At 71.8% G+C, this 11,804-nt stretch carries 11 protein-coding genes; 5 read left to right on the top strand and 6 right to left on the bottom strand.

Translation table 11 applies throughout. The features are described 5' to 3' along the window. Positions 1–15: 15 nt before the first annotated feature. The 4 genes from QSK18_RS33585 to QSK18_RS33570 all read left to right on the top strand — a co-directional run bounded on the left by QSK18_RS33585 (position 16) and on the right by QSK18_RS33570 (position 4,249). The gene (locus tag QSK18_RS33585) at positions 16–1,617 is read left to right on the top strand and encodes an amidohydrolase (protein ID WP_285627812.1); all 1,602 of its coding nucleotides are present in this window, start codon (positions 16–18) and stop codon (positions 1,615–1,617) included. A gap of 74 nt (positions 1,618–1,691) precedes the next feature. After that, on the top strand, positions 1,692–2,696 hold the full coding sequence (locus QSK18_RS33580) for an agmatine deiminase family protein (RefSeq protein ID WP_352396713.1): 1,005 nt from the start codon (positions 1,692–1,694) through the stop codon (positions 2,694–2,696). Next, positions 2,696–3,337 (top strand): TetR/AcrR family transcriptional regulator, encoded by a 642-nt coding sequence (locus QSK18_RS33575; protein ID WP_285627806.1) that lies wholly within the window; start codon positions 2,696–2,698, stop codon positions 3,335–3,337. The genes QSK18_RS33580 and QSK18_RS33575 overlap by 1 nt, the downstream gene beginning before the upstream one ends. 33 nt (positions 3,338–3,370) lie before the next feature. Continuing rightward, positions 3,371–4,249 (top strand): pentapeptide repeat-containing protein, encoded by an 879-nt coding sequence (locus tag QSK18_RS33570; RefSeq protein ID WP_232810642.1) that lies wholly within the window; start codon positions 3,371–3,373, stop codon positions 4,247–4,249. Positions 4,250–4,272: 23 nt separating this feature from the next. Here the strand turns inward: QSK18_RS33570 and QSK18_RS33565 are convergent, their stop codons facing one another. Beyond that, entirely contained in the window at positions 4,273–5,955 is a 1,683-nt protein-coding gene (locus QSK18_RS33565) for a hypothetical protein (RefSeq protein ID WP_285627802.1), read from the bottom strand. A 95-nt stretch (positions 5,956–6,050) separates the two neighbouring features. Then, complete coding sequence (locus QSK18_RS33560) at positions 6,051–7,280, bottom strand: MFS transporter (RefSeq protein ID WP_285627800.1); 1,230 nt, start codon at positions 7,278–7,280, stop codon at positions 6,051–6,053. A gap of 56 nt (positions 7,281–7,336) precedes the next feature. On the opposite strand from QSK18_RS33560, the gene QSK18_RS33555 reads away from it, so the two are divergent. Beyond that, positions 7,337–8,302: an ArsR/SmtB family transcription factor gene (locus QSK18_RS33555; RefSeq protein ID WP_285627797.1), complete on the top strand. Its 966-nt coding sequence runs from the start codon at positions 7,337–7,339 to the stop codon at positions 8,300–8,302. Here the strand turns inward: QSK18_RS33555 and pepE are convergent. The 4 genes from pepE to QSK18_RS33535 all read right to left on the bottom strand — a co-directional run bounded on the left by pepE (position 8,299) and on the right by QSK18_RS33535 (position 11,672). Continuing rightward, on the bottom strand, positions 8,299–9,057 hold the full coding sequence (gene pepE, locus QSK18_RS33550; protein WP_285627794.1) for a dipeptidase PepE: 759 nt from the start codon (positions 9,055–9,057) through the stop codon (positions 8,299–8,301). The two genes, QSK18_RS33555 and pepE, sit on opposite strands and share 4 nt — an antisense overlap. 49 nt (positions 9,058–9,106) lie before the next feature. Beyond that, on the bottom strand, positions 9,107–9,490 hold the full coding sequence (locus QSK18_RS33545; RefSeq protein ID WP_232810637.1) for a VOC family protein: 384 nt from the start codon (positions 9,488–9,490) through the stop codon (positions 9,107–9,109). A gap of 200 nt (positions 9,491–9,690) precedes the next feature. Next, entirely contained in the window at positions 9,691–10,965 is a 1,275-nt protein-coding gene (locus tag QSK18_RS33540) for a sensor histidine kinase (protein WP_285627790.1), read from the bottom strand. Then, positions 10,965–11,672, bottom strand: coding sequence for a response regulator transcription factor (locus tag QSK18_RS33535; RefSeq protein WP_232810635.1), 708 nt, complete (start codon positions 11,670–11,672; stop codon positions 10,965–10,967). The genes QSK18_RS33540 and QSK18_RS33535 overlap by 1 nt, the downstream gene beginning before the upstream one ends. Positions 11,673–11,804 lie beyond the last annotated feature (132 nt).

The following is an 11,804-nucleotide window of genomic DNA, read 5'->3' as shown; positions in this document are numbered from 1 at the left end:
ACCGAGGAGGGCAGCGTGCCCGCAGCCGACCTGATCCTGATCGCCCGCCACGTGCACACCCTTGACCCGGCCCGCCCGGCCGCCCAGGCGGTGGCGATCTCCGGCGGGACCATCACCGCCGTCGGTGACCGCGACGACGTGTCCGCCTGGCGCGGCAACCACACCGAGGTCCTCGACCTGGGCGCGGCCACCCTGACTCCCGGGCTGGTCGACGGTCACGTCCACCCGGTGATGGGCCTGGACCTCACCGCGGGCATCGACCTGACCGGGGTCCGCTCGCCCCGTGAGCTGGTGCAGGCGCTGCGCACCGCACTTCCCACCGAAGGCTGGGTGCGCGGCTGGGGGCTGGACCCCAACGCCTTTCAGGGTGCCCCGATCACCAGCGCTCCCCTGGTCGAGGCCCTCGGCCCCGACGTGCCCGTCTATCTGGTTCTCTTCGACGCCCATTCGGCCCTGGTCTCGCCGAAAGCCCTGGAGCTGGCCGGGATCCGTGGCCCTCAGGAGTTCCGTTCGGGCGCCCAGATCGTTCTGGGCCCGGACGCGACGCCCACCGGTCATCTGCTCGAACTGGAGGCGATGGGCCTGGTCTCCCGGCTGCTGCCGGCCGAGAGCGGCCCGCAACGCCGCAAACGTCTGCTCGGCCTGCTGCAGGACATGGCCGCCAGCGGGCTGACGGCGGTCAATGCGATGGACTTCGAGGGCGACTCCGAGCAACTGTTCACCGCGCTGGAGGCGGAGGGCGACCTGCCGCTGCGTCTGCGGTTCGCGCCGTTCGTGCTGCCCGAGCACGGCCGCGGGCGGCTGGAGCACGTGGTGCAGCAGCAGCGCCTGCGGGGCCGGCGCTGGGCCGTCGAAGGGGCCAAGTTCATGATCGACGGCACCATCGACGGGGGCACCGCCTGGCTGGACGAGGCCGACACGCACGGCGGGTCGACCGCCCCGTTCTGGCCCGACCCGCAGGAATACCGGGATGCGGTGCGGTATCTCGCCGATCGGGACGTGCCCACCGTGACGCACGCCATCGGTGACGCCGGCATCCGCTACGTGCTGGAGACCGTCGCCGGCCTGCGCACCGGGCCGCGGGTCCCGCACCGGATCGAGCACATCGAGACGCTGCCGGACGACCTGGTGCCACGGTTCCGCCAACTCGACGTGACCGCCAGCATGCAGCCCACCCACTGCACGCACTACACCCGGGCCGACGGCAGCGACAACTGGTCGGAGCGACTCGGGAAGGACCGGGCAGCGCGCGGTTTCCGCACCCGCGACCTGCGTGAGGCCGGCGCCCGACTGGCCCTCGGCTCGGACTGGCCGATCGCCCCCTTCGACCCGCGCGCGATCATCGCCGACGCCCGGCTGCGAAGGATCGCCGGCGACCCGCACCACGAACCGGTGGGCCCGGACCAGGCGCTCACCGCACGGATGGCGCTGGAGGGCTACACCAGCCAGGCCGCGCAGGCGGCGGGCCTGGCCGGACGGGCCGGGGCGGTGCGGCCGGGCCTGCGCGCCGACCTGTCCGCCTTCGCCCTCGACCCGCTGACCGCCGACCCGGACGAGTTCGCCCAGAGCCCGGTGCCGCTGACCATCGTCGACGGCTCGATCGTGCACCGCGGCTGAGCCACAATGCCGGTGGACCCCGACGACCCGAGGACGAGGAACCCGTGACCCAGAACCGTGCGACGGCCCGGCACATGCCCGCCGAGTGGCAGGCCCACCAGCGCACCTGGATGGCCTTCCCCACCGCCAACCCGACGTTCGGCGAGGAGGGCGGGCCCGACCTGGCCCGGGCGCGCGCAGCCTGGGCCGCGGTGGCCAACGCCGTGGTGGCCTTCGAGCCGGTGACGGTGCTGGTCTCCCCCGGTGACGGCGCCGCCGCCGCGGCCGTTCTCGATCCCCGCATCACCCGGGCCGAGGTGCCGCTCGACGACGCCTGGCTGCGCGACTCCGGGCCCACCTTCGTCACCGAGGGCGGGCAGGCGCGGGCGGTCGACTGGATCTTCAACGGCTGGGGGGCCCAGTCGTGGGCCCGCTGGGACCGCGACGCTCTCGTCGCGCAGGCCGTGGCCGGGCTCACCGGCACGGCGGTCAGCTCCTCCTCACTCACCCAGGAGGGCGGGGCCTTTCACGTGGACGGGCACGGCACCGTTCTCCTCACCGACACCGTGCAACTGGACCCGGACCGCAATCCCGGCTGGACCCGTCCTCAGGTGGAGACCGAGGTGCACGCGCAACTGGGCACCAGCAAGGCGATCTGGCTGCCGCGCGGCCTGACCGCCGACTACGGCGAGTTCGGCACCCGCGGGCACGTGGACATCGTGGCCGCGTTCACCGCCTCCGGCGCCGTGGTGGTGCACACCCAGCCCGATCCGGGGCACCCCGACCACGAGGTCAGCCGCGAGGTCACCGAACTGCTGCGCGAGGCCGAGAACGCCCGGGGCGAGCGTCTGGAGGTCGTCGAACTGCTCGCCCCCGAGCAGCACGAGGTCGACGGCGAGCTGGTCGACCACTCCTACGTCAACCACTACGTGGCCAACTCGGTGGTGATCGCCTGCGCCTTCGACGACCCCCGCGATCAGCAGGCCGTGGCGGTGCTGGAGAAGGCCTACCCGGGGCGCCGGGTGGTGCCGGTGGACGCGCGGGACATCTTCGCCTTCGGCGGCGGTATCCATTGCATCACCCAGCAGCAGCCGGCCTGATGGCCCGCCCGAAGAGCCCGCTGCTGTCGCGGGAGCAGATCCTGCGGGCGGCGCTGGCCCAGATCGACGCCACCGGTTCGCTCGGGCTGCCCAAGCTGGCCCGGGACCTGAACGTCGGCACCTCGTCGCTCTACCACCACTTCAAGGGCGGCCGCGAGGAGGTGGTCGAGTCGATCCGGGGCCTGCTGAGCAGCGAGGGCATGCCCTGCGAGCGGGAGCCGGGCGAGAGCTGGCAGGACTTCACCCGCCGGTGGGCGGGCGCCTACCGCACGGCCTTCGCGGCCCACCCCGCCGCGGTGCCGCTGATGACGGCGCAGACCGTCAGCCATCCGGCCACCCTGGCCTCCTACGAGGTCCTGGCCGAGGTCCTGCACGAGGCCGGCTTCGGTGACGACGAACTGCTGCACGCGGTCACCGTGCTGGACTGCTTCATCCTGGGCTCGGCGCTGGACGCCGGGTCGCCGGTGGAGGTCTGGGCCGCCCGCGGCGACGGGGAGTCCCGGTTGGCCCGGGCGATCGCGGCCGCCCGGGCCCAGCCCGGTGACCGCGCCGAACGGGCCTTCCGCCTGGGGCTGGAGAGCCTGCTCAGCGGCCTGAGCGCGCTGCTGGAGCGGGATTGCGCCGAGCGGGTGTTCGGCTAGCCGACCGCTGCGCGCTGGCCGAACCTGTTTGGCATGTCGGTGAACAGCGTCGGGGGCCAGGACCTGGCCGGCCGGGATCTGCGGCACGCCCGGCTCAAGGACTACCAGCTCAACGGCGCGAACCTGAGCCGCTGCATCCTGCAGGGCACGGACCTGCGCGGCACCGATCTGCAGGGTGCCGACCTGACCGGGGCGAACCTGGAGGGCGCCAACCTGGCCGGGGTGGACCTGACCAGCGCCACCCTGGCCTCCACGGTGCTCACCTGGGCGATCCTCAAGGGCGCCCAGCTGAGCGGGGCCGACCTGCACGAGGGACACCTGCACGGGGCCGACCTGTGCAATGCGGACCTGCACGACGCCGACCTCGACCACGCCGATCTGGGTGATGCCGCCGTTCGGGGGGCCGACCTGCGCGGGGCCCGGCTGACCTGGGTGCGGCTGGCCGGGGCCGATCTGAAGAAGGCCGAGGCCTCGAACGCCGACCTGGAGCACGCCAGCCTGGCCGGGGCGCACCTGACCGAGACCAACCTCTCGGCCGTCCGGCTGAGCGAGGCCGACCTGACCGGGGCCACGTTCGGCGGTACCGATCTGAGCGGTGCCGACCTCCGGGCCAGCCGGATGCGCGGGGTGATGATGGGCCGCTCGGCCCGGTCGGGCAACGTGCACCTCGACCGGGCCGACCTCAGCGGTGCCGACCTGCGCGACGCCCAGCTCTCCTCGGTCGACTTCACCGGCGCCAACCTCTGCGGCACCGACCTGACCGGAGTGTCCGCGTTCAACGTCGAACTCACCTCGGCGATCTGGGACCTGCGCACGCGCTGGGACTATCACCACGAACTGGCGATCCAGGACGCTTCGGTGCAGCAGGAGGACGGCACGTTCCGGGTGTGGAAGCGCTACCTGATGCGCTGACCGTAGTCGGGAACAGAGCTTGTTCAGGATCCTTCGACCAGGGTGAACGACTCCCACGGACCGATCGCGTCGCGGTTCGGGATCAGCGGCTCTTTCCCGGAGTTCTCGGCGCACACGTAGCGGCCGTTGGCGCCGGAGCGCAGGCTCACCGTACCGTCGGAGTTCTCCACCAGGGCAAAGGTTTCCCATCCGCCGATCGCGTCCCGGTCGACCGTGAGGGCCACCTTCCCGGCGTCTTCGGCGCACACGAACTTGCCCGAGGCCTTGACCTTCAGCGCCACGTTGCCGCCGCCCAGGTCGATCAGCACGAGCTTCTGGGCCGCGCCGTCGGTGGCCGCCGAGGCGACGAGGCCGTTCCCGGTGACGGTGACGAACTTGTCGTTCGCCTTCGCCCGCAGGGCCACCACCCGGTTCGGCTCGTCGCCGCCGCCCGGTGCGGCCCCGACCAGGGGCGAGGTGGGACGCTGGTCGGTCAGCGCGATCTCGCCCCTGAGCATCTTGCCGCCGTCGTCGGTCAGGCGCAGGTAGTAGTCGGAGGAGCAGGCGGTGCCGTCCTCGTCCAGGGCCAGGAAGCCCGAGCCGACCGGGACGGTGGCGGCGGTGGGCGTGGTCTTGGCGATCTGGTTGCCCTCGTTGTACTCGTCGAACATCGAGACGTAGAGGCCGGCCGAGCCCAGCCGCACCAGGTTGTAGAACTGCCGCCACATGAAATCGCCGTGCGCCCGCTGCCGTTCGCTCAGGTCGCCGGGCAGCACGCAGGGCTGGTAGTCGATCCCGTGCTGCTCGCAGTCGGCCTGGTCGGCACGGTTCACGTTCTGGTAGAACCAGTCCGAGGCGGCCGCGTCACCGATCCGGCCGACCATCCACGGCGAGATCATGTCGAAGGCGTGGTAGACGTCCGAGAACCCGGCGCGCGAGTCGTTCTTGCCCTCGCGCCAGTAGGTGGGCACCCCGCCGATCACGTAGCACCCCTGTTCCTGCAGCCAGGTGATCACCTTGAGGCAGTCCTGCGCGGGCCAGTCGTGGGCGTCGTCGTCGAACCCGAAACCCCAGATGCAGACCACGGGTTTGCCGTTCTGCACCGCGTAGGCCCCGGACGAGGTGTAGGCCTTCATCTTGGCGGTCCAGTCCTGCGGCAACTGGGTGGCCATGTCGTCCCAGTTGGTCACGTCGTACATGACGTAGAACTTGGTGCCGCTCTCCTCGGCCGCCTTTCGCACCTTCTGCGTCATCGCGTCGCGGGTCGGGCCCTCACCCCCGGTGGGGTTGAACCGCTGCAGAGCCGCCGTGTGGCAACCGTTCTCGGCCATCCAGGCGAAGTGCACGTCGACCGTCTGCTGGTCGTACGAGGAGAACAGGGTGGCCGGCTTACCGTTGCCCAGGGCCGAGAACCTGGTCTCGTAGGCGTTCTCGTACTCGCTCATGTCCGGCCACGCCTTGATGCCGTGATTGGCCGCCGAGGGCGTCTTCTGCGCATCGGGCGCCCAGTGCCACCAGGCGTTGATCGGCGCACCGTCGCCGGTGCAGGCGAACCAGCCCTGGTACCCCACGGTGATCTTGCCGACCACGTCACCGGCCCCGGAGGCGGCCTTGGCCGCGCCTTCTTCCGGTTCGGCGGCCGCCACCCGCTGCACGCCCACAGCGGTGGCGACGAGCGGAACGGCTACGGCGGAGGCGATGAACGTACGGCGACGCGTGGTACCCACTGCGGAAACTCCCTAGGGACGGGGCTGAACGGGGCGCGACGTTACTCGCCGCCCCGGCCTCACCGGATCAACCGTTCCTCAGCCCCAGATCAAGATCAGGGACGAGCGTCCCGGCTGAGTGCCCGGGTGCCCGCCCCGGCTGCGAGGAAGGCACCGCCGAGCAGGAGCCACCCGGGCAGCCCGTACGCCAGTGCGCTGGAGGTGATCACGGCAGGGGCGAGCGCCGCGCCCACGGCCGCACCGGTCTGGCTGACGCCCTGATAGGCGCCGGGACGGGCCGGGTCGGCCAACTCGAAGGCCAGTTCCCAGCCCCCGGCCTCGGACAGCACCTCCCCCAGGGAGTGCACCACCACCGCGGCCACCAGGACGGCCGTGGCGGTCAGGGCTCCCAGAGCGCCCGCGACCGGGTATAGGACGCAGGCCAGGGCCAGCATCCCGGTGGCGCCGAAGACGGTGCGCCCGGCCCGGTCCACGTCGGTGACCCATCGGGTGGCCGGGACCTGCAGCATGGTCACCACCACGGTGTTGAGCACGATCAGCCCTCCGATCAGGGCCTCCGGGGCCTCGGTGTGCCCCGCCACCCACAGCGGCAGACCCAGAGTGAGCACCTCGAACTGCACGTGGATGACCCCGTTGAGAGCAGTGACGGCCAGATAGCGCCGGTCGCGCAGCGGCGCCGAGCTGCTCGGGGCGTGGGCCGGGGTCACCGGCGCGGCGGCCTCCATGGTCAGTGAGGCCAGCGGCAGGATCGAGCCCAGCACCAGGAGCGCCGCCACGACCAGGCCGGTCCGGTAGGCGGACGCGGTGCCGATGGCCAGCACGATCGCCCCCAGACCCGAACCCGCGGCCACGAAGACGTTCGTGACCACCCGGATCCGGGCTCGCGTCGCGGTCCGGTCGCCACCGGAGAAGGCCTGGGCGACCAGCGTGACCTTGGCCGTGCCGTGGACGCCCTGGGCGCCGAGCAGCGCGGCGGCCAGCAGCACGAACGCGGCCACATTGCCGTCCAGCAGGCAGTACCCGGCCAGGGCGGCGGACTGGACCAGCGCCGCCCCGATCATCACGGCCCGCGCTCCGTACCGGTCGCTGAGCCTTCCGGCCAGGAAAGTGGTCGCAATGGCGAAGACACCGGCCACGGTCAGCCCGACTCCGACCGTGCGGGAGGGGATTCCGGCTACCCGGGTCAGGTACAGCGCGCTCAGGGTGAAGCCGAGCCCCAGAGCCGTGGCCGTGGCGGCCGAGGAGAGGAACAGCGCCGACAGGACCGGGTCCCGCCGCCCGGCCGGCGCTTTGAGTCGGGACGAGAGCAGGGGCAACGAGAGCATGGGCACAGTGCAGCGGGGTCGGCCCGCGGGCCGCGATCGATGTAGCGTTCTGCTTCATGGTGGTGGGCTACGAACTGACCGGCTCGGCCCTGGGCGACGTCCGGTTCGGCATCTCGCCCCTGAACGAGCTGGTGCTGTCGCTGCGCAGCTGGCGCGATCCGGGGCGGTACCCGCTGCACCTGCCCTGGATCCGGCGCACCCGGCCGCTGCACGAACAGCTCGACACCGAGGTGCTGCAGGCGCTGGTCTCACCGCGCCGATGGGTGCCGGACTTCCTCACCCCGCAACCGGATTCGCCGCTGACCCGCTTCGAGGACGAACTGCCCCGGCTGCAGCGTGTCCCGGCCTCGACGGTCCGCCACGACCTGAGGGCGGCCTACCAGGGCGACGCCGGAATTCCGGCCGTGCTGCGGGGACGCCAGGCGGTGCAGCGGGTGGTCCGCGCCCTGGAGGACTACTGGCGGCTGTGTTTCGCCCCGGACTGGCCGCGGATGCGAGCGGTGCTGGAGGCCGATGTCACCTACCGCGGGCGGCAGATCGCGCAGCACGGCCTCTCGGGCATGTTCGCCGACCTGTCGGACCGGGTGCGGATGAAGGGGGACAAGGTCGAGGTCAGCTCACCTTCCGGGTCGGGCTGGGTCCGCCGGGCCGACCAGGGTCTCACCCTGGTTCCCACCCTCTGGACCAGCGCGGCGTGCGTCCCGGTCTCCCCCGCGGAACCCCCGACCATCATCTACCTGGCCCGCGGCAGCGCCACCGTTTGGGAGAGCGCTCCCCCACCCGCCCCCGAAGCCCTTGCCGGCGTCCTTGGTTCGCACCGGGCCGCCCTGCTGCAGCGGCTGGCGGCACCGGCGTCCTCGACCGAACTGGCGGTGGGCCTGGGAGTCACCCCCACCGCCGTCAACCAGCACCTACGGGCACTGCGAGCAGCGGGCCTGCTGGTCGCGGTCCGGCACGGCCGCTCGGTGCTCTACCGGCGGTCGGAACTCGCCGAGCAACTGCTGGCCACCGCCCGCCCTTAGGCCGGTAGCTCCTCAGGCACGTCGAACTCGGCCGGGAAACTGAGCAGACCGCTGACGTCGCCGGAGATCTCTTCCGGTTCACCGCCGCGGCGGAACAGGATGGCCGGGCCGGGCGCGTGCGCAGACACGGCCTTTCCGCCGATCTTCGCGGTGTCGCCGGAGACCCGCAGGTAGGTACCCTCGCGCAGCCCGAGCACGGCCACGTCGTTCTCCTCGCCGAACTCCCGCAACCGGGTCTCGCGCGTCTCGCCCATGTGCCGGCTGTCCGGATCGGCGTCGACGTAGTGCGGATTGATCTGGAACGGAACGAGTTCCAGGGCGCGGAAGGAGTCGGGCTCGACGATCGGCATGTCGTTGGTGGTGCGGATGGTCGGCGCGGTGATGTTCGTACCGGCGCTGGCGCCGACGTAACGGGCCCCGCCGGCCACTGCCTGACGCAGGGGCTCGATCAGCCCCGAACGCTGGAGCGCGCGCAGCAGGCGGAAGGTGTTGCCGCCCCCCACGACGATGAACCGGGCCGCGGCCACGGCGGCGACCGGGTCCTCGGCGGTGTGCACGCCTGTCAGCTCGACGCCGGCCGCAGCGAACGGCTTGGCCACCGCTTCGGTGTAGGCGTCATGGTCGGCCAAGGCGTAGGGCACGAACACGCCGGCGCCGGTGTCGGCGCCGGCCGCGAACTCGGCGAGCTCGGAGGCGGCGTGGGCCCAGGGACGGCCGCCGTGATTGGTCGAGTTGGAGAGCAGGAGGAGTTCCACGGCGAAAACCTTAACCGGCCTGGAACAGCCGGGGCGGGACCCCGGACCTCTAGGGGAGCGGCTCGAGCCGGGCCCGCAGCAGGCAGAACTCGTTGCCCTCGGGGTCGGCGAGAACGTGCCAGTTGTCCTCGTCGCCCTGGCCGATGTCGGCCCGGCGGGCGCCCAGCGCGAGCAGACGCTCCAGCTCGGCGTCCTGGTCGCGGTCGGTCGCGTTGATGTCGATGTGCAGCCGGGACTTTCCTGGTTCGGGCTCGGCGCGGGCGCTCAGGATGATCGTGGGCTGGGCGCCGCCGAAGCCCTCCCGCGGCCCGATCTCCAGCGTGCCGTCGTGCTCGCGGTCGAGGATCACGAAGTCGAGGACCTCGCACCAGAACCGCGCCAGCAGTTCGGGATCGCGACAGCCGAGGACCAGTTCGCTGATACGGGAGGCCATGAGCACCGAATGTACCGGATGTGACGGACATACCGAGGTACTGGACGGCGCGTGGCAGCCGAACGCAATCGGCAGTCACCCGGGGTGGCGCCTCCGTTCCGGACCCCTCGCGACGTGTACACCTGGTACCAGGTGGACCATCTGTACACGTTCAACTCGAGCCTCGACCCATAGGCCGGCGCGGAGCGCTTCCTGCGTACCTACCCGGCCCGCGACCCAAGGGGGTCGTTCGACGGTGGTCCTGACTCGCGTCCATTGTTCTGTCGGGCCACCGCGCGATCCGGCAGCCAGATGACGAAGGTGCTGCCCACTCCCACTTCGCTGAACACCACCAGGCGCCCGCCGTGGCTCTCCACCACCTGCCGGGCGATCGGCAGCCCGAGCCCGGTGCCCACGTGGTGGCCATTGCCGTTAGAACCGTTGGTGCCGTTGGAGCCGTTGGTACCCCGGACGAACCGGTCGAATACCCGCTCCTGTTCGTCTTCGGGGATGCCGGGCCCCTCGTCGCGCACCGCGATCCAGGCCCAGCCGGCCTGGCTGCCGGCCGCGGTGGTGACCGTGGAACCCGTTGGGGCGAGGCGGATCGCGTTGGACAGCAAGTTGCCCACGGCGCGGTTGAGCATGCCGGGCTCGCCGTAGGCGGTGGGGCCGGTGGCCAGGCGCTCGCGTAGGTGCAGCGAACGGCCGGCGGCCAGGACCCGGTGCTCGTCGAGCGCGTCGGCGGCCACCGCGGCCAGGTCGACGTCCACGTCCTCGAAGGCTCCGGAACGGCGGCGGGCGGTGGCCAGCAGGTCTTCGAGCAGGCGGGACATCCGGTCGGTGGCGCGGGTGACCACGGCGGTGGCCTCCTGGCGCTGCTCGGGGGTGGAGCTCTCGTCGGCCAGGACCGCCTCCACGTTGGCCCGGATCACCGCCACCGGGTTGCGCAGCTCGTGCGAGACGTCCTCGACGAAGTCACGTTCGGCCCGGAAGGCGTCGTCGAGGCGGCCGAGCATCGCGTCGATCGTGTCGGCCAGACCCCGCAGCTCGTCGTGCGGGCCCTGGGCACCGATCCGGCGGGTCAGGTCGGTGGCGTTGATCTCCCGGGCGGTGGCCGTGATCCGGCCCACCGGGCGCAGCGTGCGGCCCGCCACGAACCAGCCGATCACCAGGCTGAGCAGGAACATCACGGCCAGGGCGAGGAACGAGAAGGTGCGCAGCCGCTCCAGGGTGTTGTAGTTCACCGCGCGCTGCAGGTCGGCGATGTCGGCGGCCTGGAACTCGGCGCCGGGCTTGTAGTGGTACTCGCCGTCGGCCGAGCGCCAGTACTTCTTCACCGTGACCGGGTCGAGCGGCTCGGCGTCGATCGTCCAGGACAGCACCAGGTACACGGCCAGCAGGATGACGGCGGTGGCGAGCACCAGCAGGGCCGAGGTGAGCAGGGTGATCCGGGCGCGGACGGTGCGGCTCCAGGCGGGAAGGGCGGGGCGGGCCATCAGGCGGCGCCGGGTGGCTCTTCGCGCAGCCGGTAGCCGCGCCCGACCACCGTCTCCAGCAGCTGGGGCTCGCCCTCGGAGGAGAGCTTGCGGCGCAGCGTGCCCACGGTGACCCGCACGGTCTGGGTGAACGGGTCGGCGTTCTCGTCCCAGACGTGCTCGAGCAGTTCCTCGGCGGCCACCAGGTGCCCGGGCTTGCTCATCAGGTAGCGCAGCAGCGCGAACTCCTTGCGGGTGAGCGGGAGTTCGCGTTCGCCGCGGCGGGCCAGCTGCCGGGCGGTGTCGAGCCGCACGTCGGCCACCTCGATCACCGACGAGGACACGGCCCGCACCTCCCGGCGCAGGATGGCCCGCAGCCGGGCGCTGAGCTCGGCCAGGGCGAACGGCTTGACCAGGTAGTCGTCGGCGCCCGAGTCCAGGCCGCGGACCCGGTCGGGCAGGCGGCTGCGGGCGGTCAGCATCAGGATGCGCATGTCCGGGCCGGCCACCGACCCGGCCTGGCCGGCCCGGATCTGCTCGGCCAGGGTGAAACCGTCACCGTCGGGCAGGTTGATGTCGAGCAGCAGCACGTCGTAGTCCCAGACCGAGAGCTTCTCGCGGGCCTGGGCGCAGGAATCGGCCAGGTCGACGGCGTAGCCCTCGCGCTCCAGGCCGATCCGCAGGGCGCCGGCCAGGCCGGACTCGTCCTCGACGATCAGCAACCTCACCGGGTCAATCTAACTTTGCTCCGGTACGAGGGGCGACCTCGCTTTCGGTCCGCTTTCGTCCCGGCTTACCGGGGTTTTCGCCCTTTCTTGATGAAGTGCGGTCACCGGGTTCTCCACGACCGCTGCTCCGGT

Source organism: Kineosporia sp. NBRC 101677 (assembly GCF_030269265.1).
Taxonomy (GTDB): domain Bacteria; phylum Actinomycetota; class Actinomycetes; order Actinomycetales; family Kineosporiaceae; genus Kineosporia; species Kineosporia rhizophila.
This window is presented reverse-complemented; position numbering and strand designations above follow the sequence as displayed.